Genomic DNA, 22410 nt, shown 5'->3' with positions numbered 1-22410 from the left:
TCGACGGGACCGTCGGAACCGGCGCCCGATCTCTTAATTTGCCCTTGGGGGCGCCACAGCGGAGTCCGTCTTGGCCGTTTCCAATTTCATCGCCGACGAATCCACCACCGAGGCCGCGAAGGCATCGTCGGGCAGTTCGTTCTATCTCGCCATGCGCATCCTTCCGGCTGCGCAGCGGGACGCGATGTACCAGATCTACGCCTTCTGCCGCGCGGTGGACGACATCGCCGACGAAGGCGCGTTGCCGCGCCGCGAACGCGCGCTCGCGCTGGAAGGCTGGCGCGAGGACATCGACGCCTGCTATCGCGGCGCGCCGAAGCGCTCCCTCGAAGCGCTCACCCGCCACATTCACGCTTTCCATCTGTCCCGCGACGACTTCCACGCCGTGATCGACGGCATGGCGATGGACGCCGCCGGCGACATCGTCGCGCCCGACGAAGCCACGCTCGACCTGTACTGCGACCGCGTCGCGAGCGCGGTCGGGCGGCTGTCGGTGAGAATCTTCGGGATGCAGGAAGACGCGGGCCGGCGGCTCGCGCATCACCTCGGGCGCGCGCTGCAACTCACCAACATCCTGCGCGATATCGACGAAGACGCCGCCATCGGCCGCGTCTATCTGCCGCGCGAACTGCTCGCGCGCGAAGGCATCGCGACGAGCAACCCGGCGGCGATCGTCGGCGATGCGCGGCTGCCGCGCGTGTGCGCGGTGCTGGCCGAGCGCGCGAAGGGCCACTACGCGCAGTCCGACGCGATCATGGCGGCATCGCCGCGCCAGGAAGTGCGCGCGCCGCGCATCATGTCGGCGGCGTATCGCGCCGTGCTCGAGGCGAACCTGAAACGCGGCTTCGACCTGCCGCGCACGCGCGTGCGCACGCCGCGTGCGCGCCTGCTCTGGATCGTCGCGCGCAATCTTCTCTGATGTCCCGGCTCGTACACGTCGTCGGGGCCGGCCTCGCCGGTCTCGCCGCCGCGGTGCAGGCGCAGCGGCGCGGAGCGCGCGTCGTCCTCCACGAATCGGCGTCTCGCGCAGGCGGCCGCAGCCGCTCGTACTTCGACGCGAAACTCGGCATGACGGTCGATAACGGCTGTCATCTGCTGCTCTCGGGCGATCACGCCACGCTCGGCTTTCTGCGCGCGATCAGTTCCGCGGATGGCATCAGCGGCCCGACGCAGCCCGACTATCCTTTTTTCGATGCCGCGAGCGGCCAGGCGTGGACCATCCGCATGACGCCGGGACGCCTGCCGCGCTGGATCTTCGACGCCGAGGCGCGTCTGCCCGGCACGCAGCCCGCCGACTATCTGCCCATGCTGCCGCTCTTTTTCGGCAAGCCGGGGCGCACCGTCGAGGAGTCGATGCGCGCGCGCGGCCGCGTGTGGGAGCGGCTCGCGCGACCGCTGTTGCGCACGCTGCTGAATGCCGACCCGGCGGAAGCGAGCGCGACAGTCGCGTCGCATCTGCTGCGCGAAACGCTGGCGGCGGGCGGCCAGGCGTGCCGGCCGCTCATCGCGAAGAACGGCGTGGCGCATGCGTTCGTCGAGCCCGCGCTGCGGCTCTTGCAGTACGGCGGCGCGGACATCCGGCTCGGCGCGCGGGCGACCAACATCGGCTTTTCGGGCACGGATTCGAAGGAACGGGTAAGCTCGCTCGCTTTCGAGGGCGCGGGCGAGCCAGTCGCGCTCGGACCGGGCGATGGCGTCGTGCTCGCGGTGCCGCCCGACGCGGCGCGCGCGCTGGTGCCGGAAATCGTCGCGCCGGACGAATTCCGCGCGATCGTCACCGTGCACTTCGCGGTGGATGCGCCGATCGGTTCGATCGGCGCCGAGCGGCTGACGTTCTTCGTGAACGGCGCGGCGGACTGGCTCTGCGCAGGCGATGGCCGGCTCACGGCGACCATCGTCAGCGCGGATCGGCTGCTATCGACGCCGCACGAGGAGATCGCGGCGGCTGCCTGGCGCGACGTGGCGAAAGCCGTGCGCCTGCCGCCCGTGCCGATGCCGCCGTGGCAGGTCATCGCGGAAGAACGCGCGACCTTCGCGGCGGTGCCCTCGCAGGAAGGCTTGCGGGCCGCGACGCGCACGCGCTGGCCCAATCTCACGCTCGCGGGCGACTGGACGGCAACAGACCTCCCCGCGACGATCGAAGGCGCGATCCGCTCCGGCCAGAAGGCCGCGGATGCGCTGTTGAACCCATCGATGGAACGCTGATGAACGATTTATCCCTGTCGGCCGTGGGCGCGCCGGCGTCGAATGCCGCGCTGGACCACGCCGTCACCCACGCCACCGACGCGCTGCTCGCGGCGCAGTTTCCCGAAGGCTATTGGCTCTACGAACTCGAAGCCGACGCAACGATTCCGGCTGAATACGTGCTGCTCGTGCATTACCTCGGCGAGACGGCTGACGACAAGCTGGAAGCGAAGATCGGCCGCTATCTGCGCCGCATTCAGCGCGCAGACGGCGGCTGGCCGCTTTTCACGGACGGCGCGATGGACGTCTCCGCGACCGTGAAGGCGTACTTCGCGCTGAAGATGATCGGCGATTCGCCCGATGCCGAGCACATGCAGCGCGCGCGCCGCGCCATTCTCGCGGCGGGCGGCGCGGAAAAGGTCAACGTCTTCACGCGCATTTTGCTGGCGCTCTTCGGCGTAGTGTCGTGGCGCGCGGTGCCGATGATGCCCGTCGAAATCATGCGGCTGCCGATGTGGTTTCCGTTCCACCTGTCGAAGGTGTCGTACTGGGCGCGCACGGTGATCGTGCCGCTGCTCGTGCTGAACGCCAAGCGGCCGGTGGCGCGCAATCCGCGTGGCGTGCGCATCGACGAAGTGTTCACCGACGCGCCCGTGAACACCGGCATGCCGGAGCGCGCGGGGCATCAGAGCCGCGGCTGGTTCACCTTCTTCCGCATGGTCGATACCGTGCTGCGCGCAACCGACAGCGCGTTCCCGAAAGCCGGCCGCGAGCGCGCGATCGCGGAGGCGGTGCGCTTCGTCGACGAGCGGCTGAATGGCGAAGACGGCCTCGGCGCCATCTTCCCGGCCATGGCGAACGCCGTGATGATGTACGACGTGCTCGGCTATCCGCCCGAGCATCCGAACCGCGCGATCGCGCGCAAGTCGGTCGACAAGCTGCTCGTCATCGACGAAGCGGACGACGGCGAGGCGTACTGCCAGCCGTGTCTGTCGCCCGTTTGGGACACGTCGCTCGCGGCGCACGCGTTGCTCGAAACCGGCATGCCGAAGGCGCGCGCCGCCGTCGCGCGCGGGCTCGAATGGCTGCGTCCGTTGCAGATTCTCGACGTGCGCGGCGACTGGATTTCGCGCCGTCCGAACGTGCGGCCGGGCGGCTGGGCGTTTCAGTTCGCGAACCCGCACTATCCGGATGTCGATGACACCGCCGTCGTCGCGATGGCGATGGAGCGCGCTGGCCGCGAGAACGGCACGCCCATGTTCGACGAGGCGATTTCCCGCGCGCGCGAATGGGTCGTCGGCATGCAGAGCAGCGACGGCGGCTGGGGCGCGTTCGAACCGGAAAACACGCAGTATTACCTGAACAACATCCCGTTCTCCGACCACGGCGCGCTGCTCGATCCGCCGACCGTCGACGTATCCGCCCGCTGTCTTTCGATGCTCGCGCAACTCGGCGAAACGCCCGCGAACAGCGAGCCGGCGCGCCGCGCGTTCGATTACATCGTGAAGCATCAGGAGCGCGACGGAAGCTGGTACGGGCGCTGGGGCATGAACTACGTGTACGGCACGTGGTCGGCGCTGTGCGCGCTGAACGCGGCGGGCGTCGCGCCAACGGATTCGCGCATGAAGCGCGGCGCGGAATGGCTCATCGGCATTCAGAACGCGGACGGCGGCTGGGGCGAGGACGGCGAGAGCTACAAGCTCGACTATCGCGGCTACGAACAGGCGCCGAGCACCGCGTCGCAGACGGCGTGGGCGCTGCTCGGGCTGATGGCGGCGGGGCTCGTCGAACATCCGGCGGTCGCGCGGGGCATCGAGTATCTGATCAGGACGCAGCAGGCGCACGGCCTCTGGGACGAAACGCGCTTCACCGCGACGGGCTTTCCGCGCGTTTTCTATCTGCGCTATCACGGCTATCGCAAGTTCTTCCCGTTGTGGGCGCTCGCGCGATACCGCAACCTGACGCGCGAAGGCGAAACGCGCGTGACGGCGGGCATGTGAACGCGCGCGACGCACGCTCGGCCGCGCTTTCGCGTCCTCTGGTCGGCGCGCCGGTCGTCGCGGTGACGGGCATGGCGTTCGAGGCGAAGATCGCGCGCGGGCGCGGCGTGGATGCCGTGTTCGCCGCGCGATCGGACTGGCTCGAACGCGCGTTGTCCGATGCCGTGGCGCGCGGCTGCGCGGGCATTATCAGCTTCGGCACGGCAGGCGGCCTTGCGCCGGATCTGGAGCCGGGAACATTGATCGTCGCAGAGAGCGTGTCGGGCCCGTTCGGCACCTTGCCGACCGATGCCGCGTGGTCCGCGCGCATCGTCGAGGCTTTCGGCGGCTCGCCGCTCGCGCGCATCACGCGCTGCGGCCCGATGGCTGCCGTCGCCGCGCCCGTCACGAGCGAGTCCGACAAGCGGTCGCTGCATTCGTCGACGGGCGCGCTCGCGGTCGACATGGAGTCGCATATCGCGGGCGCCATCGCGACGGCGCGCGGCTTGCCGTTCGCGGTGTGTCGCGCGGTCGTCGATCCGGCGTGGCGCACGCTCCCGCCCGCCGCGACGGCCGGCTTGCGCGATGACGGCACCACCGCTATCGGTCCGATCCTGCGTGAACTCGCGCGTCAGCCGTCGCAATTGGGCGCGCTGCTGCGGCTCGCAGGCGATGCGCGCGCCGCCCGCGCGACGCTCGTCCACGCGCGCCATGCGATGGAGAAAGCGCGGGCGCTTTCCTTCGACTAGTCTCGTTCGCGCGGTCTTGCTTTCTGCGGGTTAACCCTCGGCTTGGTTATAATCAGGGAAAACCCTAGGTTGGCTGCGTGAGGTACGCGGTCATCGCAGGAACGTAAGAGGAAGCGCACCATGAATTTTCACACTCGCAAATGGGTCAAGCCCGAAGACCTCAACCCTAACGGCACGTTGTTCGGCGGCAGCCTGCTGCGCTGGATCGACGAGGAAGCCGCCATCTACGCCATCTCGCAACTGGGCAACCAGCGCGTCGTGACCAAGTTCATGTCGGAGATCAACTTCGTCAGCTCGGCGCGGCAGGGCGACATCATCGAGCTGGGCATTGCGGCGACGCATTTCGGACGCACGTCGATCACGCTGCGCGCCGAAGTGCGCAACAAGATCACGCGCAAGAGCATTCTGACCGTCGAGAAGATGGTGTTCGTCAACCTGAACGAACAGGGCGAACCGGCGCCGCACGGCCGCACGCAGATTCGCTATGCGGACGAGTTGTTCGAAGCGTACCGACGCGACCAACGCGCGGTGGAAGCGCCGAAAGCATCGACCGATGATATCGGCCGCGAAGAAACCACCGAAGCGGCGCATTGAGACAGGAACGGGCGCATGAGCGCCCGTTTTTCTTTGCAGCACTGCCGGCAGCGGCTTATTTGCTTTCCGCCGGATCCTGATACTGAGGCAGGCCCTGCGACTTGCTGGAACTCGGCGACGGCGCGGTGTTCGACTCGCCCGCTCCCGGCGCCGGCGATTTCGGGCCCACGCCGCCCGCAGGCGATGCCGCCGCGCCCGGATCGACGTAATTCGGCAGACCTTGCTCCTGGCTGCTGCTGCCCGGCGCGCTCGCTCCTTCGGGCGAGCTTGCTCCTTCAGGCGCGCTCGCGCCTTCGTCGCCGTAATCGGGCAGCGACGCCGACGAGCCGCCCGTCAGCAAATATTGGCGGCGCTGCGTGTAGGCGTCGCGCACGAACGCGTATTTGTCGAGCGCGGCTTGCGAGAGCAGATCGGTCGCGCCGAGCAGGTCCGCGCGCGCGCTCACGAAGTTCACGCCATACAGCGGCCAGCGAATCTCCGAGTCCGCATAGCTGACCGGATTCACCCGCCAGTCGACGAGCCATGTCGTCGAATCGCGCACCGAACTCGGGCCGAGCAGCGGCAGCACGACGTACGGCCCCGACGGCACGCCGTAATGGCCGAGCGTCAGGCCGAAGTCCTGATGATGCTTGGGCAAGCCCGCAGGCGATGCAATGTCGATCAGCCCGCCGATGCCGAACACCGAATTCATCGCGATGCGCATCAAATCCTGCGTGGCGTCCGTGATCTTCAGTTGCAGCAGGTTGTTCGCGAAGTTGCTGAAATCGCCTAGATTCGAGAAGAAATTGCTGACCGCCGTGCGGAACGGACTCGGCGTCCAGTTGACGTAGAACTGCGCGACGGGACGCGCCACGTAATTGTCGACCGTGTCGTTGAACTTGAAGATGGTCCGGTTCATCGGTTCGAGCGGATCGTGCGGATTGCGGTCCGGACCCGTCGCGCATCCAGCCATCAAAAGCGCGCCCGCGACGGCGAAACTCGTCGCCAGCTTGCGAAGCGCGGCAGCGGCAGGCGCCGCTGGAGCCATTCTCATTCTTCAATTCCTCTTAGATTGTCATGCCGCTGGCTCGCGCGCAGCCTCGCGCGGTCCGCCGCGCGCACCTTGCGCGGTTTGCCCATCAGCACGGGCTGAAACACCACGGCGCCGATCAGCGTGCACAGAAGCGACAGCGCCAGAAGCCGCCCCATGCTCGACGTGCCCGGATGATGCGAGAACCAGAGACTGCCGAAAGCCGTCGCGGTGGTGGCCGCGCTGAACATCACGGCGTGCGTGAGGCTCGACTGGAGAAGGCGCGTCTGTCCTTGCCGCCACGCCATCACGAAATAGATCTTGAACGCGACGCCGACGCCCAGCATGAGCGGCAACGCGATGATATTCGCGAAGTTGAGCGGCATGCGGAAGACGACGCACAACTCCAGCGTCACGATCGCCGAAACGAGCAACGGTACCAAAGTTCGCAGAACGTCGCCGAAACGACGCAGCGCGAGCCACAGCAGCACCGTGATGGCGATGAGCGAATACAACGCGGCATGCTCGAACGCGGTGATGATGACCTCGGCCGAATGGCGCACGGAAATCGGTCCGCCGATGGCGTTCGGCTCGACGCGCTGCACGGCATCCGCGAAATGCGCGAGCAGCGTGTCGTCGTTCGGATCGACGCCCGGCGGCGCTTTCGGCGACACGTTCACGAGCGCCTGACCGCCCGGCGTCACCCACGACTCGACCATCGCGGGGGGCAGCGTCGCGCGGGTGATTTCGGTCGGCTGCAACAACGCGCGAAGCTGCGCGAGCGCGAGGCGCAGCGGCTCGGCCATCGCGTGCTCGGCGCGGTCGCGCGTGGCGGCGTCGGCTTGCGCGAGCTTCGCGAGCGTCGCCGACAAATGCTTCGCTTCCGGCGCGCCCTGGCCGGGATGCTCGTCGGCGGCGAGCGAAAGCTGATTCGACACGCGCTTGAGCGTCGCGACCCGCACCGCGTCCGTCACCGGCGACGCCACCGGCTGATTCAGCGCGGGCAGCAGTTGATCGGCGGCGGCCTGGATCAGCTTGAGCTTTGCCGGCTGATCGGCGGGAATGAGCGACGACAGCGTGGTCGCGCGTTCCACTTCGGGCAGCTTGTCGAGCTTCGCCGCGATGCGGTCCGCGTCCGCGAGCGACGGCGCGAGCACGGCGACGTCATTCACCGCGGCTTCGGGCGAGTCCTTGAGCGAGATGAGCGTCGCCATCGACTCGGTGTGCGGGTCTTTCAGATGCAGCGGATTGAAGTCGAAGCGCAAGTGCGTGAGCAGCGGCAGGGCGCCGATCACGACGACGAGCGTGCCGATCAACACCGGCTTGCGATTCCGGTCGAGGAATTCGTCGACGGGCGCGAGCATCGGGAAACCGGGCGCTTTCGCCTCGCCCGGCGGCGCGAACACTTTGATGAGCGCGGGCAGGAGCGTCATGTTGGTCACGTACGCGACGAACATGCCGACGCCCGCGATCAGCCCCAGTTCCGACACGCCGCGATAGGCGGTCGGCAAGAACGAGAAGAAGCTCGCGGCGGTGGCCGTCGCGGCAAGCGTGAGCGGCACGGCGACGTGCCGGGCGGTTTCCGCGAGAGAGACATCGAGCCGCTTGTGCCGATGCCGCTCCTCGCGATACTTCACGCCGAACTGAATGCCGAAGTCCACGCCGAGCCCGACGAAAAGCACCATGAACGCCACCGAGATCATGTTGAGCGCGTGGACCATCATGAGGCCGAGCGCCGCCGTCACCGAGAGCCCGACGAAGAGCGTGATGAACACCGCGAGAATCATGCGCTTCGAGCGCAGCGCGACCCAGAGAATCATCAGCACGACGAGGAAAGTGAGCGCGCCGTTGAGCGCCGCGCCGTCCTGCACGGAGGCGAATTCCTCGTCGGCGAGCGGTTGCGCGCCGGTCAAATGCAGCGTCGCGCCGTATTTCTTGTCGAGGCCGAGCTTCGCGGCCACCGCGCGGATTTCGTTGGATGTGCCGGCGGCCGCTTTCAACGCGCTGAAATTGAGTTGCGGCAACACGGTGATAAAGGCGCGGCCAGGGCCGTCGGCGCCCGGAGTGGCGACATCGCGCCATGAGAACGCGGCGGGCTGGTTCGCCAGCACGCGGTCCAGCACGGTCGCGCTGCGGCCAAGCAGATTGGCCATTTGGCCGAGATTGACCTGACCGAGCATCAACGGCACATTGAGTGTCGTGTTCAGCGTCTGCGCGAGGCCCGTGAGCGTGGGGTCGTGCGCCAGCGTGTTGATGAGCGGGCGCGCCTGAACCAGCTGCTTCGTGACCTGATCGACCTTGTCGGTCGGCAGATAGAGCAAGCCGTTGTGCGCGAAAAATTCGCCGCCTTCCGGCTGCGAGATCGACTTGAAGCGGTCCGGCTCTTTGGCGAGCGCGGCGGCGAGTTCGTTCGCGGCGGCATCGGCGAATTCGGCGGCGGGCGCTTCGAGCACGATCAGCAGCGTGGCGCCGCGCTGCGGAAAGGCTTTCTCGATGGCGTCGCCGCGCGCAGCCCATTCCGGCTCGTTTTCGATCAGCTGGCTGACGTCGGTGCTGATCTTGAAGTGGTGAACGACATAAATCGTGGAGAGGATGCCGAGCAGAATGGAAGCGGCGATAATCCACGCCGGCCGGCGAATGGCGAGCGTGACGAAGCGGGTAATGTTGGACGTCAGCATGAAGACGCTACCTGGTGTGACCTGTTATTTTCGCGGACCGCATATTGCGAGCCGCGTAGTGACGCTGCCGCGTTCGCGCGCCGGCTTTCGCATCGGCGGCCGAACCGCGAGTCCAACGACGGCGGTTGATGCCGCGCAAGTATACCGGTGGAGACGGCGCGGTCGGGCGGCAGTGAACTGTCGGCCCGCTGGTCTGTCGATATACTGGCTCGACGGCCTGACGAGTCCGCGCCGAACAATTGGATCATTAGAGAACGGTTGCCATGAAACGCTATCTGTCTGTCTGCTTCGCTTTTCTCCTCGCCACGCTGTCGTTTTCCGGCGCGGCGGTCGCCCAAACGAGCCCGGAGGCCGTCGTCAAAAGTGCAGTCGAAGGCACCGTCAACGCGATGAAGGCCGACCCGCAAGCGCGCGGCGGCGACATGGCGAAGATCACGCAACTCGTGCAAGCGCGCTTCCTGCCCGCTACCGACTTTCAGCGCACCACGCGCATTGCATTGGGCAAGGCGTGGGCCAGCGCCACGCCCGAGCAGCAAAAGCAGCTTTACGACCAGTTCCAGACGCTGCTCGTGCATACGTATGCGGCTTCGCTCGCGCAACTGCGGGACCAGGACGTGACCTTCCGCTTCGACCCGCCGAACGTCGACGCGAGCGCGAAAGACGCGGTGGTTGAATCGCACGTCGTCTCGACGGGTGGCGACAACCCGGTGCGCTATCGCCTCGGCAAGACGGCGCAGGGCTGGAAGATCTACGACATCGACATGATGGGCGCGTGGCTCATCCAGGTCTATCAGCAGCAGTTCGCCGGTCAGCTTCAGAAGGGCGGCGTGGACGGGCTGATCAAATACCTGGCCGAGCATAACGCGCGTTCGGCCGGCTGACCTAGCCGCGCCGGTTTTCCACGGCGAACTTGATCAGTTCCGCCTGCCCGTCGATGGCGAGCTTGCGCTTCAGATTCAGCCGGTGCGTTTCCACCGTGCGCACCGACAAGCCATGCTGCGTTGCAATCTGCTTGCTCGACAAGCCTTGCGCGAGCGCGTCGAGAATATCGCGCTCGCGCGGCGTCAGGCGTTCCAGCGGCGTTTGCATGGCCTGCGCCTGAATCATGCGGGCCGCGAGCCCCGCGCTGAAGAAGGTCTTGCCGGCGAGCACGGCGTCGATCGCCTGAATGATCTCGGCAGCGGGCGAATCCTTGAGCACGTAGCCGCTCGCGCCCGCGCGGACGGCTTGCGTCACGTACTCGATGTTGTCGTGCATCGAAAGCATCAGCACGCGGATAGCCGGGAAGCGTTCGTGGAACCGCGCGGCCAGTTCGATGCCGCTCATGCCCGCCATGCCGACGTCCATCAGCACGAGGTCGGGGCGCGTGGTTTCGTCGGCGGCGAGCGCGAGCGCATCGTGGCCGTTGCCCGCTTCGCCGGTGACAGAGAGACGCGGGACGGCTTCGAGCCGCGCGCGCAGGCCATCGCGCACGAGCGGATGATCGTCGACGAGCAGCAGTCGGGCGGGTTCAGGCGTCATCGGAAAGTCCTTGCAGATTCGGGGCGGCGAGCGGCAACGGCACGTGTGCCGTGATCGACGTGCGGCCCAGTTGCGACTGGATGGAAAGCGTGCCGCCGAGCGTGTCCAGCCGCTCGCGCATGTTGCGCAGGCCGAGACCGCTCGCCGGATCGGCCAGCGCGGATTGCGCATCGAAACCGCGGCCATTGTCGCTGACGACGAGCCGCACGCCGTTCGGCGCGATATCGAGCGCGAGCGTCGCCCGGCTCGCGTGCGCGTGTCGCGCGATGTTGTTCAGCGCTTCCTGCGCGATGCGAAAAAGCACCGTATTCACCGGATCGGGCAACGCCGGCGGTTTGCCGTCCGCCGTCCGTTCGAAGCGCACTTCGATGCCGTCCTGCCCGTCCATTTCGCGGGCAAGCTGCTCCAGCGCGGCCGCGAGGCCGAGGTCGTCGAGCATCGTCGGGCGCAGCGCGTGCGAGATGCGGCGCACTTCGCGCAAGGTCGCGGCCAGACGCCCGAGGCCAGTGGAGAGCGCAGCCTCGGCGGCGGCTTCGCGCGTGGGCGACCGTTCAAAGCGCGCGAGCGCCGATTCCAGCAACAGCTTGACCGACACCAGCATCTGGCTGATGCCGTCGTGCAATTCGCGCGAGAGCCGCGCCCGTTCGTGCTCCTGTGATTCCACCACCTGCCGCGCGAGGCGCTTGAGCTTGGCATCCGCGCTGCGATGCTCGCTGATATTGAGCACCGCGCCGCACAACGCGATCACGCCGAGTGCCGCGAGCGCGATTCCGCCGATCCACATCACCGTTCTGTCGATGTTCGCTGCGGCCTGGCCGTCGATGCGCGTGAGCGCCGTCTCCACGTCCTCCAGATAGATGCCGGTGCCGATCATCCAGCCCCAGCGTTCGAGCGGCACCACGTAGCCGAGCTTCGGCGCGAGCTGGCCGGTGGACGGCCGCTGCCACACATAGCGCACGTAGCCGCCGCCCTTCGACGCTTCCCGGATCAACTGCTGAATGGTGAGTTCACCCGCCGGATCGCGCATGGTCCACAAGTCTCGTCCGACGAGATCCGGCTGGCGCGGATGCATCAGCGACTTGCCGCGCATCGTGTAGACGAAAAAGTAGCCGTCGGGCCCGAAGTCCAGACGATGCAGCGTATCCAGCGCAAGCTGGCGGCGTTCGTCGTCGCTGCGCGGATCGCCGGGCGGCGCGTCGTAATACGGCGCGATGGCGCTCTGCGCCAGTTCGACGTAATGCCGCAACTCGACTTCCTTGCTGGACATGTACGCCGTTTGGAGCGTCGCGTGCTGAGCGCGGGCGAGCGAGGTCGCCTGATGGCGCACGCCATATTCGATACCGCCGATGGCGAGCGCGAACGGCACGATCGCCAGCAAAACAATCTTGGCTTTCAGGTTCATGACGCTGGAACGTTCGATGCTCTACGTAGTTTCGCGTAGCGAGCGTACGTAGTTGTCCGGTTGTGAGGTCCGGGACGAAGGCGAATACTACACGCCCGAGGCGCTCCACGGCGCGAGCCGCGCGGGCGGACATCCAAGACTTACCAAAATAGGAGACACCATGAATCGGGCTTCCGGATTCCTGGTCTGGATCGCGCTCGCGCTCCTGGGCGCGTTCGCTTTCGGCACCATCGCGCTCGCGCACGGCGAGCGGGTCAGCGCACTATGGATCGTCATCGCGGCGGTCTGCGTTTATCTCATCGCGTATCGATTCTATTCGCGCTTCATCGCCGGCACGGTGTTGAAGCTCGACGGCTTGCGCATGACGCCGGCCGTGCGTCACAACGACGGCCTCGATTACGTGCCGACCAACAAATACGTTCTGTTCGGCCACCATTTCGCGGCGATTGCGGGCGCGGGTCCGCTCGTCGGTCCGGTGCTGGCCGCGCAGATGGGCTACACGCCCGGCATGCTGTGGATTCTGGCGGGCGTCGTGTTCGCGGGCGCGGTGCAGGATTTCGTCGTGCTGTTCATTTCCACACGCCGCGACGGCCGCTCGCTCGGCGATCTCATCAAGATGGAACTGGGCACCGTGCCCGGCGTGATCGCGCTCTTCGGCGCGTTCCTCATCATGGTGATCATTCTCGCGGTGCTCGCGCTGATCGTCGTGAAAGCGCTGACGAATTCGCCGTGGGGCACGTTCACCGTCGCCGCGACCATTCCGATTGCGCTCTTCATGGGCGTCTATACGCGCTTCATTCGTCCGGGGCGCATCGGTGAAGTGTCGATTATCGGCTTCGTGCTGCTGATGCTCGCGATCACCTACGGCGGACAGGTCGCGCAATCGCCGACGCTCGCGCCGCTCTTCACGTTCACGGGCGTTCAACTGACGTGGATTCTGATCGGCTACGGCTTCGTCGCGTCGGTGCTGCCGGTGTGGCTGCTGCTCGCGCCGCGCGATTATCTGTCCACGTTCCTCAAGATCGGCACGATTCTCGGCCTCGCGATCGGCATCCTGATCGTCGCGCCCGAACTGAAGATGCCCGCTTTCACGAAGTTCGTCGACGGCTCGGGTCCCGTCTGGGCGGGCAACCTGTTCCCGTTCCTCTTCATCACGATCGCGTGCGGCGCGGTGTCCGGCTTCCACGCGCTGATCTCGTCGGGCACCACGCCCAAGATGATCGACAACGAAGTGAACATGCGTTTCATCGGCTACGGCGCGATGCTGATGGAGTCGTTCGTCGCAATCATGGCGCTCGTCGCCGCCTGCGTGATCGAGCCGGGCGTCTACTTCGCGATGAACAGCCCGGCCGCGCTGCTCGGCACGACGCCGGACGCTGTCGCGCAGACGGTCACGTCGTGGGGCTTCACGCTGACGCCGGACATGCTCACCTCGACGGCGAAGGCCGTTGGCGAAACCACCATCGTCGCGCGGGCGGGCGGCGCGCCGACGCTGGCAGTCGGCATGGCGGAGATTCTGCATCGCGTGATTGGCGGCCCGGCGATGATGGCGTTCTGGTATCACTTCGCGATTCTCTTCGAAGCGCTCTTCATTCTGACCGCGGTCGACGCCGGCACGCGCGCCGGACGCTTCATGCTGCAAGACCTGCTCGGCACGTTCCACCCGGCGCTGCGCCGCACGGAATCGCTCGTGGCCAATCTCGTCGCGACCGGGTTGTGCGTTGCGGCGTGGGGTTACTTCCTGTATCAGGGCGTGGTCGATCCGTTCGGCGGCATCAATACGCTCTGGCCGCTCTTCGGCATCTCGAACCAGATGCTCGCGGGGATCGCGCTGACGCTCGGCACCGTCGTGCTGTTCAAGATGAAGCGCGAGCGTTTCGCGTGGGTGACGATCGTGCCGACGGTGTGGCTGCTCATCTGTACGCTGACTGCCGGCTGGCAGAAGATCTTCGACGCGAACCCGAAGGTCGGCTTCCTCGCGCATGCCGGCAAGCTGCGCGACGCGTTCGAAGCAGGCAAGGTGATGGCGCCGGCGAAGTCGCTGCCGGAGATGCAGCGCATCATCTTCAACGATTACATCGATGCCGCGCTGTCCGGGCTCTTCATGTTCGTCGTGGTGAGCATCGCGGTGTATGCCGTGCTGGTCGTGCTGCGCGCGCGCCGCGAGGCGCGGCCGACGGTGCGCGAAACGCCGTTCGAGCCGATGCCCACGGGCGGCGGCGCGGCAGTGCGCTCGGGTCATTGAGCACGAGAACCCAGGGAGTCGGCCATGTTCAGCGATCTTCGGCAAGCAGGGCGGTATCTCGGCCAGGCGATGCGCCTGATGGTCGGCATGCCTGATTACGATGCGTACGTCACGCACATGCAGACGACGCATCCCGACAAACCCGTAATGACATACGCGGAGTTTTTCCGCGAGCGGCAGGAGGCGCGGTACGGATCGGGCGCGGGGAAGTGTTGTTGAAGCGTGACTGATTGCGGAGACCGGTGACTGAAGACGCGACGGCGCGAGCCGTCGCGTTTTCATTTGGACTTCGAACAATGTCCGTTTTGCCTATTCCATTCGGACGAGGCTAAAATGACTACCGTCACGTGACCAGGGTCGATATCATGTCTCACAAGCGAGTTTCGAAATCGGAGTTCAAGGCAAAGGCGCTCGAATACTTCCGGCTCGTCGAATCGACAGGAGAAAGCATGATCGTGACGGACCATGGAAAGCCCGTGCTCGAGGTGCGGCGGTATGACAACTCGGCACTCACGCCGCTGCAGGAATTGCGGGGCAGCGTGCTGTTTTGCGAAGACGCGTTCGAGCCGATCGGCGAGGACGATTGGGAGGCGTATCGGTGATCGTGCTGGACACGCATACGCTGCTCTGGTGGGTGAGCGGAGGCGCGCTCAGCAAGCAGGCGCGCGCGGCAATCGAGAAGGAATCGGGCGAACGCGGCGAGATCGTCGTCTCCACCATCTCGGCGTGGGAGATTGCGCTGCTCGTGCGGCGCGGCAAGATAGGACTGTCGATGGATGTCGGCGACTGGATCGAGAAGGTCAGTCGGATCGACGCGGTGCGGTTCATGCCCGTGGATAGCAGCATCGCCATCAGGTCGATCGACTTGCCGGGCGAGTTTCACAACGACCCGGCGGATCGCCTGATCGTCGCGACGGCGCGTGCGCTCGCGGCGCCTATCGTGACGCGGGATCGGCTAATCCGCGAGTACGAGCACGTCAAGACGATCTGGTAGCCGCAAAGAAAAAGGGCGAACGGCCCGCAAGCCATCCGCCCTTCGCACATCTCAACCTTCAACGAAAGCTCAGTGCGCCGCCGCAGCCGTCTTCGACGACTTGTTCTTCTGCGCGCGCCCGATCTCTTCGAGCTTGATCTCAACGTGCTTCGAGAACACGTATTCGGCCGGACGCTGCTGGTCGATCGGCAGTTCCTTCGCGTAAGCGCCTTCCGTGCGCGGCCCGCGCATCGACACGCCCAGCGCCTTCAGCGGATGCGCGACCGTGTCCATCACGGCGGTCGCCTCGAAGCCACTGTGGACCATGCAGTCCGCGCACTTCTCGTAGTTGCCCGTGCCGTACTTCTCCCACTCGGTCGTTTCCATCAGTTCCTTGAAGGTCTTTGCGTAACCTTCGCCGAGCAGATAGCACGGACGCTGCCAGCCGAACACCGTGCGCGCCGGGTTGCCCCACGGCGTGCATTGATACGTCTGGTTGCCGGCGAGGAAGTCGAGGAACATCGCCGACTGGCTGAACGACCAGTTCTTGCCGTTGTTGCCGCGCTTGAAGATTTCGCGGAAGAGCGTCTTGGTCTTGTCGCGATTCAGGAAGTGCTGCTGGTCCGGCGCGCGCTCGTACGCATAGCCGGGCGACACCGTGATGCCGTCCACGCCCATCGGTCCGAGCGTGTCGAAGAACTTCGCGACGCGTTCCGGATCGGCATCGTTGAACAGCGTGCAGTTGATGTTCACGCGGAAGCCGCGGCGCTTCGCTTCGCGGATCGCTTTGGTGGCCTTCTCGTACACGCCGTCCTGCGAAACCGAATGGTCGTGCATGGCCTGATCGCCGTCGAGGTGAACGGACCAGACAAAGTACGGGCTCGGCTGGTAATCGTCCATCTTCTTTTCCATCAGCAGCGCGTTCGTGCAGAGATACACGAACTTCTTGCGCGCGATGATGCCCTTCACGATCTGCGGCATTTCCTTATGCAGAAGCGGCTCGCCGCCCGCAATGGAGACGACCGGCGCGCCGCACTCGTCGACGGCGCCGAGGCACTCTTCCAGCGACAGGCGCTGGTTCAGGATCGGGTCCGGATAGTCGATCTTGCCGCAGCCGTTACACGCCAGATTGCAGCGGAACAGCGGTTCCAGCATGAGCGCGAGCGGATAACGCTTGTTGCGCGAAAAATGCTGGCGGGCGATGTACGCGCCAACGCGGACCTTCTGGAGCATCGGAATAGACAATTTGCGTCCTCTCCTTATTCTTCGCGAATCGCCGTTGCCGCCGTGGCCGACAGCGCGGCGAGCGGTTGCAGCAACTTCGCGGGGAGTTTGAATTCGACCTTTTCCTCGCGGCCGTTCATCGTCGTGACTTCGACGTGTCCGAAGGCGCGCAGGGCATCGATCACATGTTCGACCATTTCTTCGGGCGCCGAAGCGCCCGCCGTGATGCCGACCGTCTGCGCATGCGCAAACCATTCGGGCTTGATCTCGGAACCGTCCGCGACGAGATAGCTCGGCACGCCGCTTTCGGTGCCGATTTCGCGCAGACGGTTCGAATTGGAACTGTTGGTCGCGCCGACCACGAGCAGCACGTCGACTTGCGATGACAACTCGCGCACCGCGGCCTGCCGGTTCTGCGTCGCGTAGCAGATGTCGCGCGTGTCCGGCCCGACGATATCGCTGAAGCGGCGCTGCAATGCGTCGATGATGCCGCGCGTGTCGTCCACCGAAAGCGTTGTCTGCGTGACGTACGCGACCGGCGTGTCGGGCGGCAGCGACATGGTGTCGACTTCGGCTTCGCTCTGCACGAGCACCACCTTGCCGGGAATCTGGCCGATGGTGCCTTCCACTTCCGGATGCCCGGCGTGGCCGATGAGAATCAGCGTGCGCCCTTGCGATACATATTGCCGGCCCTGCACGTGAACCTTGGTCACGAGCGGGCAGGTGGCGTCGAGCACATTGAGACCGCGCGCCTCGGCGTCGCGCTCGACGCTGTGCGCCACGCCGTGCGCGCTGAAAATGGCGACCGCGCCTTGCGGCACTTCGTCGAGTTCTTCCACGAAACGCGCGCCCTTGCCACGCAGGTTGTCGACAACGTGCCGGTTATGAACGATCTCATGGCGAACGTAGACCGGGGCGCCATGCCGTTCGAGCGCGCGATCGACAATTTCGATCGCACGGACCACGCCCGCACAAAAACCGCGGGGTTGAGCAAGGATGATACGCATGTTCGAGCGAACTCCGACTAGCGCGGGTTTCGGGTAATAGACGCGCAACTCACGCCTTCGATCGATCGACGTTGCATTCGCAATGCCTGCAACGTCCTGAAAGCACACCGGCAGAAGGACCCGGTAAGTTTGTCTGCGCGCCGAGGTTGACCGCGTATTCTAACGCGTTCCCTTTTTGAGCGCTCGCCGCGCGGCGCGGGCGAACGCGTGCGGCGCGACGTCGATACGCCCGCGCGCCAAAGCCATTAAACTGTCGGTCGCCCGGGACGGCGTGAAGGCGTGCCGCATCGCGTTTTCCCGCGCCGTGTACATCCGCGGCGGCTGGTTTCGGCAGGCCGCCGCCATCCTGATTCGTGTGTCCTCCGTGCAACGCGTGCTTCGCCGTCAAGCGCGGTCGATGCTCGCGCGCGCATGGGTGCGCTGCCCGCCACGCGGGTTCAAGCTAATCGTCAAATTCATGTTACTCATCGCCTGGCTGTCATTGCTGATCTGGATCGTGCTGCTCGTTGCGCGAGGTGGCTTCTGGCGCGCGCAGCCCGCGCCCGCGCTTTCGGATGCCGCGGTGCACGCCGTCGGCCGAGCGGAGATCGCGCGACGCGGCGCGTGGCCCGCGCTCGTCGCGGTCGTTCCCGCGCGCAATGAAGCCGACGTGATCGGCCGCGCGGTCGGCTCCTTGCTGAAGCAGGACTATGCGGGCGCGTTCCACGTCGTGGTCGTCGACGATCACAGCACCGACGGCACGGCCGCCGTCGCGCTCGCCGCGGCCCGCGATCTCGGCCTCGAAGACCGCCTGACCGTGCTGACGGGCAAGCCGCTGCCGCCGGGATGGTCGGGCAAGGTGTGGGCGCAGTCGCAGGGCATCAATGCGATCGACACGCTCGGCCTTCCCGCCGAATTCCTGCTGCTCACCGACGCCGACATCTACCATCCGGCCGATGCCGCGACGCAACTGGTCGCGCGTACCATTCTGGAAGATCGCGATCTCGTTTCGCTGATGGTGCGCCTGCGCTGCGATTCGCCGTGGGAGAAGGCGCTGATTCCGGCGTTCGTGTTCTTCTTCGCGAAGCTGTACCCGTTCGCCTGGGTCAACGACAGACGCAAGATGACCGCGGGCGCGGCGGGCGGCTGCATGCTGGTGCGCCGTTCGGCGCTGGCGGAGGCGGGCGGCATCGAATCGATTCGCGGCGAACTGATCGACGATTGCAGTCTCGCGCTGCGCATCAAGCATCGCGCGGGCAAAGCGGACGCGCGCCCCATTCGCCTCGATCTCGCGGACCGCAGCGAGTCGCTGCGCCCGTACGACGACTGGCGCGAAATCTGGAACATGATCGCGCGCACCGCGTTCACGCAGTTGCGCTATTCGCCGCTGCTGCTGGCCGGCACGGTGCTCGGCATGGCGCTGATCTATCTGGTGCCGCCGGTCTTCGCGCTGACGTGGGGCGCGCGCGCATGGCCCGCTTGCGCGGCCTGGGCGATGATGTGCATCGCCTATGGGCCGATGTTGCGTTACTACCGGCGGTCGTTGTTGTGGGCGCCGCTGTTGCCGCTCGTCGCGCTGTTCTATGTCTCGGCGACGGTCGGTTCGGCCGTCCGCTACTGGAGCGGCAAGGGCGGTCAGTGGAAGGCGCGCGTTCAGGCGCCGACGCAGGAAGGTTCTTGATCGGGCGGCGGCGCGGACTTATCGCCGCGTCAGCATTGCGTACAGTTCGACGACCATGTCCGGCGAAAAGGTGAACGGCACCCAGCCGTGACCCGTGTGCCGCATGATCAGCAGGCGGTCGCCGTTCGCGTGCTTCTGCACCGCCATCACCGGGTTCTTCGTCGCCGCGAAGCGCCAGCCGGGCGCGACGCCCATCGGCTGTTCCACCGACATCGACGCCCGCACGTTCGACAACTCCTCGATCAACTCCGACACGCCCTGCGGATTCAGCAGCACGGACTTGCCCGCGATGGTCATCTGAATGGTGTCGCGGTCCGGGCGCGAAACGGTCAGCGCGGGCGGCGCGTCGGACTCGGGCTCGGAGTCCGCTTCGGCGAGCGCTTGCTTCTGAGCGTCGGCGGCTGCGAGCGCGGTGTCCTCGAACTCGTCCGCGCGAGGCGGCAGCGGCGCGGGCGGCTCGGCGATATCGTCGGTGGCGGACGCAGCGACAGATGCAGCGGCAGACTGAGCGGCAGCGCCGGTAACAGCAGGAACGGTGGCGGCCCGGAGGAGCGCATCGAGGCTCGACTCCAGCGCGCCGAGCTGGTCATGTAGATTCATGCGAAGTTGGATGTCTTGCGAAGCTGGCAGCGAGGGCAAGAATTTTACCTGCTCCCCTTCCTGCGAGCCGGCACACGTTGTAACCAAATGCGTTGAAACGGCGCGGGGCTGAATGCCGCTGGGACTGAACGCCGCGAAAAGGCGCTCGAAAAGAAATCGCGTTGGCGCCGAACGCCAACGCGATGGTGAGCGCGGGCATGCCGCCCGCGCTCGTTGCTGCGTTACTTCGTTTGCGCCTGTGCGAGCGCGGCGTTGAGCGTCTGGCTCGGACGCATCACGGCGGCGAGCTTCGCGTCTTCCGGCTTGTAGTAGCCGCCGATATCCGCTTCGCTGCCCTGCACGACCGTCAGTTCCTCGACGATCTTCTGCTCGTTCTCGGCCAGGCTCTTTGCGAGCGGCGCGAAGAACTCGGCCAGTTCGCGATCTTCCGTCTGGTTCGCCAGTTCCTGCGCCCAGTACATGGCGAGGTAGAACTGGCTGCCGCGGTTGTCGAGCTGGCCGGTCTTCGGCGACGGGCCCTTGTTGTTGTCGAGCAGCTTGCCGGTGGCGGCGTCGAGCGCCTTCGCGACGAGCTTCGCCTTCGCGTTGTTGCTCTTGATGCCGAGCTCTTCCAGCGACACGGCCAGCGCGAGGAACTCGCCGAGCGAATCCCAGCGCAGGTGGTTTTCCTGCACCAGCTGCTGCACGTGCTTCGGCGCCGAGCCGCCCGCGCCCGTTTCATACAGGCCGCCGCCCGCCATCAGCGGAACGATGGATAGCATCTTCGCGCTCGTGCCGAGTTCCATGATCGGGAACAGGTCGGTCAGGTAGTCGCGTAGGATGTTGCCGGTCACCGAAATGGTGTCAAGGCCGCGGATCACGCGTTCGAGCGTGTAACGCATGGCGCGCACTTGCGACATGATCTGAATGTCGAGCCCTTCGGTATCGTGATCCTTCAGGTACTTCTCGACCTTCTTGATGAGCTCGTTTTCGTGCGGACGGTACGGGTCGAGCCAGAACACGGCCGGCATGCCCGAATTGCGCACGCGCGTGACGGCGAGCTTCACCCAGTCGCGGATCGGCGCGTCCTTCACGAGGCACATGCGCCAGATGTCGCCTTGCTCGACTTGCTGCGTGAGCGATTCGATGACCTCGTTCGTCGCGTTATCGACGATACGCGCCGTGCCGTCTTCCGGAATCTCGAAGGTCTTGTCGTGCGAGCCGTACTCTTCGGCCTTCTGCGCCATCAGGCCGACGTTCGGCACCGTGCCCATCGTGCGCGGATCGAATGCGCCGTTGGTCTTGCAGAAGTTGATGATTTCCTGATAGATGCGCGCGAACGTGCTTTCCGGAATCAGGCACTTCGTGTCTTGCGGGCGGCCATCGGCGCCCCACATCTTGCCGCCGGCGCGAATCATCGCGGGCATCGACGCGTCCACGATCACGTCGTTCGGCGCGTGCAGGTTCGAGATGCCCTTCGCCGAATCCACCATCGCCAGTGCCGGACGGTGCTCGTGGCACGCGTGCAGGTCGCGGATGACTTCATCGCGCTGCGATTCCGGCAGAGCCTCGATCTTCGAGTACAGATCGACGAGACCGTTGTTGACGTTCACGCCCAGTTCTTCGAAGAGCTTCGCGTGCTTGGCGAACGCGTCTTTATAGAACACCTTTACGGCGTGGCCGAAGACGATCGGGTGCGAGACCTTCATCATGGTCGCCTTCACGTGCAGCGAGAGCATGACGCCGGTCTTGCGCGCGTCTTCCATCTGGTCTTCGTAGAACGCGATGAGCGCCTTCTTGCTCATGAACATGCTGTCGACGATCTCGCCTTCCTGCAGCTTGACCTTCGGCTTCAGCACGATGGTTTCGCCGCGCTTCGTGACGAGTTCCATGCGCACTTCGCGCGCCTTGTCGTTCGTGATGGACTTTTCGCCGTGATAGAAGTCGCCGTGCTTCATGTGCGCGACGTGCGTGCGCGACGCCATGCTCCATTCGCCCATGCTGTGGGGATGCTTCTTCGCGTAGTTCTTGACGGCGAGCGGCGCGCGGCGGTCCGAATTGCCTTCGCGCAGAACCGGGTTCACCGCGCTGCCGAGACACTTCGAGTAACGCTGGGCGATGGCCTTTTCTTCGTCGTTCTTCGGCTCTTCCGGATAGTTGGGCACCTTGTAGCCCTTGCCCTGAAGTTCCTTGATCGCGGCGACGAGCTGCGGCACCGACGCGCTGATGTTCGGCAGCTTGATGATGTTGGTGTCCGGAAGCTGCGTGAGGCGGCCGAGTTCGGCGAGGTTGTCCGGAACGCGCTGCTCTTCGGTCAGGAATTCGGGAAATTCGCCGAGAATGCGCCCGGCGAGCGAAATGTCGCTGGTTTCCACGTTCACGCCGGCCGGCGCGGTGAACGTGCGGATGATCGGCAGAAAGGCGCTGGTCGCGAGCAGCGGAGCTTCGTCGGTCAGGGTGTAGATGATGGTGGGTTGCTGATTACTCATCGCTTGTCTCGACATCCAGAAACGGGTTGAAAAAGGACCGCCGGCTGCTGTGGACCTGCGCGGGCGCTTTCGCGCGCTGCGGCCGCACGCAACATGGTTGCTCGCGCCTTCCGGCAT

General features: G+C 65.7%; 19 protein-coding genes. 11 read left to right on the top strand and 8 right to left on the bottom strand.

All coding sequences use genetic code 11. The features are described from left to right. Positions 1-70 precede the first annotated feature (70 nt). The 5 genes from hpnD (at position 71) to LDZ24_RS19395 (ending at position 5506) form a co-directional block, all read left to right on the top strand. Positions 71-919 carry a presqualene diphosphate synthase HpnD gene (hpnD, locus tag LDZ24_RS19415; RefSeq protein ID WP_248322819.1) on the top strand — a complete coding sequence of 283 codons (849 nt, stop codon included), beginning with the start codon at positions 71-73 and terminating at the stop codon, positions 917-919. Beyond that, positions 919-2205, top strand: a complete 1287-nt coding sequence (gene hpnE, locus LDZ24_RS19410; RefSeq protein WP_248322818.1) for a hydroxysqualene dehydroxylase HpnE — start codon at positions 919-921, stop codon at positions 2203-2205. The genes hpnD and hpnE overlap by 1 nt, the downstream gene beginning before the upstream one ends. Beyond that, positions 2205-4184, top strand: a complete 1980-nt coding sequence (gene shc / locus LDZ24_RS19405) for a squalene--hopene cyclase (RefSeq protein ID WP_248322817.1) — start codon at positions 2205-2207, stop codon at positions 4182-4184. Before hpnE ends, shc begins: the two co-directional genes overlap by 1 nt. Beyond that, a complete protein-coding gene (locus LDZ24_RS19400) occupies positions 4181-4912 on the top strand; it encodes a phosphorylase (RefSeq protein WP_371747442.1) in 732 nt (243 codons plus the stop codon). Before shc ends, LDZ24_RS19400 begins: the two co-directional genes overlap by 4 nt. 120 nt (positions 4913-5032) lie before the next feature. After that, positions 5033-5506: an acyl-CoA thioesterase gene (locus LDZ24_RS19395; protein WP_248322816.1), complete on the top strand. Its 474-nt coding sequence runs from the start codon at positions 5033-5035 to the stop codon at positions 5504-5506. A 55-nt stretch (positions 5507-5561) separates the two neighbouring features. On the opposite strand, the gene LDZ24_RS19390 is transcribed toward LDZ24_RS19395, so the two are convergent. Beyond that, positions 5562-6539, bottom strand: coding sequence for an MlaA family lipoprotein (locus LDZ24_RS19390; RefSeq protein ID WP_371747441.1), 978 nt, complete (start codon positions 6537-6539; stop codon positions 5562-5564). Next, positions 6536-9193: an MMPL family transporter gene (locus tag LDZ24_RS19385; RefSeq protein ID WP_248322815.1), complete on the bottom strand. Its 2658-nt coding sequence runs from the start codon at positions 9191-9193 to the stop codon at positions 6536-6538. Before LDZ24_RS19385 ends, LDZ24_RS19390 begins: the two co-directional genes overlap by 4 nt. Before the next feature lie 263 nt (positions 9194-9456). On the opposite strand from LDZ24_RS19385, the gene LDZ24_RS19380 reads away from it, so the two are divergent. Beyond that, positions 9457-10074: a phospholipid-binding protein MlaC gene (locus tag LDZ24_RS19380; RefSeq protein WP_244849638.1), complete on the top strand. Its 618-nt coding sequence runs from the start codon at positions 9457-9459 to the stop codon at positions 10072-10074. Between the two features lies 1 nt (position 10075). Here LDZ24_RS19380 and LDZ24_RS19375 read toward each other — a convergent pair whose 3' ends face one another. Further along, positions 10076-10714 (bottom strand): response regulator transcription factor, encoded by a 639-nt coding sequence (locus LDZ24_RS19375; RefSeq protein WP_248322813.1) that lies wholly within the window; start codon positions 10712-10714, stop codon positions 10076-10078. Then, on the bottom strand, positions 10704-12116 hold the full coding sequence (locus LDZ24_RS19370; protein ID WP_248322812.1) for a cache domain-containing protein: 1413 nt from the start codon (positions 12114-12116) through the stop codon (positions 10704-10706). Before LDZ24_RS19370 ends, LDZ24_RS19375 begins: the two co-directional genes overlap by 11 nt. A 160-nt stretch (positions 12117-12276) precedes the next feature. On the opposite strand from LDZ24_RS19370, the gene LDZ24_RS19365 reads away from it, so the two are divergent. The 4 genes from LDZ24_RS19365 to LDZ24_RS19350 all read left to right on the top strand — a co-directional run bounded on the left by LDZ24_RS19365 (position 12277) and on the right by LDZ24_RS19350 (position 15355). Then, positions 12277-14361 carry a carbon starvation CstA family protein gene (locus tag LDZ24_RS19365; protein ID WP_248322810.1) on the top strand — a complete coding sequence of 695 codons (2085 nt, stop codon included), beginning with the start codon at positions 12277-12279 and terminating at the stop codon, positions 14359-14361. Positions 14362-14385: 24 nt separating this feature from the next. Further along, positions 14386-14580, top strand: coding sequence for a YbdD/YjiX family protein (locus LDZ24_RS19360; protein WP_086967065.1), 195 nt, complete (start codon positions 14386-14388; stop codon positions 14578-14580). 143 nt (positions 14581-14723) lie between these two features. Then, the gene (locus tag LDZ24_RS19355) at positions 14724-14963 is read left to right on the top strand and encodes a type II toxin-antitoxin system Phd/YefM family antitoxin (protein ID WP_175942317.1); all 240 of its coding nucleotides are present in this window, start codon (positions 14724-14726) and stop codon (positions 14961-14963) included. Further along, positions 14960-15355, top strand: coding sequence for a type II toxin-antitoxin system VapC family toxin (locus LDZ24_RS19350; RefSeq protein ID WP_244850324.1), 396 nt, complete (start codon positions 14960-14962; stop codon positions 15353-15355). The genes LDZ24_RS19355 and LDZ24_RS19350 overlap by 4 nt, the downstream gene beginning before the upstream one ends. Before the next feature lie 69 nt (positions 15356-15424). On the opposite strand, the gene hpnH is transcribed toward LDZ24_RS19350, so the two are convergent. Together hpnH and ispH are read right to left on the bottom strand one after the other, a co-directional pair. Continuing rightward, positions 15425-16579: an adenosyl-hopene transferase HpnH gene (hpnH, locus tag LDZ24_RS19345; RefSeq protein ID WP_248322809.1), complete on the bottom strand. Its 1155-nt coding sequence runs from the start codon at positions 16577-16579 to the stop codon at positions 15425-15427. A gap of 14 nt (positions 16580-16593) precedes the next feature. After that, entirely contained in the window at positions 16594-17565 is a 972-nt protein-coding gene (gene ispH, locus LDZ24_RS19340; RefSeq protein WP_248322808.1) for a 4-hydroxy-3-methylbut-2-enyl diphosphate reductase, read from the bottom strand. A 457-nt stretch (positions 17566-18022) separates the two neighbouring features. On the opposite strand from ispH, the gene LDZ24_RS19335 reads away from it, so the two are divergent. After that, positions 18023-19225, top strand: a complete 1203-nt coding sequence (locus LDZ24_RS19335; RefSeq protein ID WP_248322807.1) for a glycosyltransferase — start codon at positions 18023-18025, stop codon at positions 19223-19225. 18 nt (positions 19226-19243) lie between these two features. Here LDZ24_RS19335 and LDZ24_RS19330 read toward each other — a convergent pair whose 3' ends face one another. Together LDZ24_RS19330 and LDZ24_RS19325 are read right to left on the bottom strand one after the other, a co-directional pair. Further along, positions 19244-19825 (bottom strand): hypothetical protein, encoded by a 582-nt coding sequence (locus LDZ24_RS19330; protein ID WP_248322806.1) that lies wholly within the window; start codon positions 19823-19825, stop codon positions 19244-19246. Positions 19826-20046: 221 nt separating this feature from the next. Continuing rightward, positions 20047-22293, bottom strand: coding sequence for an NADP-dependent isocitrate dehydrogenase (locus tag LDZ24_RS19325; protein WP_248322805.1), 2247 nt, complete (start codon positions 22291-22293; stop codon positions 20047-20049). Positions 22294-22410: the final 117 nt, after the last annotated feature.

Source organism: Caballeronia sp. Sq4a (assembly GCF_023170545.1).
In the GTDB taxonomy this organism is placed as follows: domain Bacteria; phylum Pseudomonadota; class Gammaproteobacteria; order Burkholderiales; family Burkholderiaceae; genus Caballeronia.
This window is presented reverse-complemented; position numbering and strand designations above follow the sequence as displayed.

Coding starts and splice junctions, on each gene's coding strand:
- ispH (WP_248322808.1), bottom strand. CDS start 17,565: ATGCGTATCATCCTTGCTCAACCCCGCGGTTTTTGTGCGGGCGTGGTC.
- LDZ24_RS19325 (WP_248322805.1), bottom strand. CDS start 22,293: ATGAGTAATCAGCAACCCACCATCATCTACACCCTGACCGACGAAGCT.
- hpnE (WP_248322818.1), top strand. CDS start 919: ATGTCCCGGCTCGTACACGTCGTCGGGGCCGGCCTCGCCGGTCTCGCC.
- LDZ24_RS19370 (WP_248322812.1), bottom strand. CDS start 12,116: ATGAACCTGAAAGCCAAGATTGTTTTGCTGGCGATCGTGCCGTTCGCG.
- LDZ24_RS19375 (WP_248322813.1), bottom strand. CDS start 10,714: ATGACGCCTGAACCCGCCCGACTGCTGCTCGTCGACGATCATCCGCTC.
- LDZ24_RS19380 (WP_244849638.1), top strand. CDS start 9,457: ATGAAACGCTATCTGTCTGTCTGCTTCGCTTTTCTCCTCGCCACGCTG.
- LDZ24_RS19365 (WP_248322810.1), top strand. CDS start 12,277: ATGAATCGGGCTTCCGGATTCCTGGTCTGGATCGCGCTCGCGCTCCTG.
- LDZ24_RS19360 (WP_086967065.1), top strand. CDS start 14,386: ATGTTCAGCGATCTTCGGCAAGCAGGGCGGTATCTCGGCCAGGCGATG.
- LDZ24_RS19385 (WP_248322815.1), bottom strand. CDS start 9,193: ATGCTGACGTCCAACATTACCCGCTTCGTCACGCTCGCCATTCGCCGG.
- LDZ24_RS19390 (WP_371747441.1), bottom strand. CDS start 6,539: ATGAGAATGGCTCCAGCGGCGCCTGCCGCTGCCGCGCTTCGCAAGCTG.
- LDZ24_RS19335 (WP_248322807.1), top strand. CDS start 18,023: ATGTTACTCATCGCCTGGCTGTCATTGCTGATCTGGATCGTGCTGCTC.
- shc (WP_248322817.1), top strand. CDS start 2,205: ATGAACGATTTATCCCTGTCGGCCGTGGGCGCGCCGGCGTCGAATGCC.
- LDZ24_RS19330 (WP_248322806.1), bottom strand. CDS start 19,825: ATGAATCTACATGACCAGCTCGGCGCGCTGGAGTCGAGCCTCGATGCG.
- LDZ24_RS19395 (WP_248322816.1), top strand. CDS start 5,033: ATGAATTTTCACACTCGCAAATGGGTCAAGCCCGAAGACCTCAACCCT.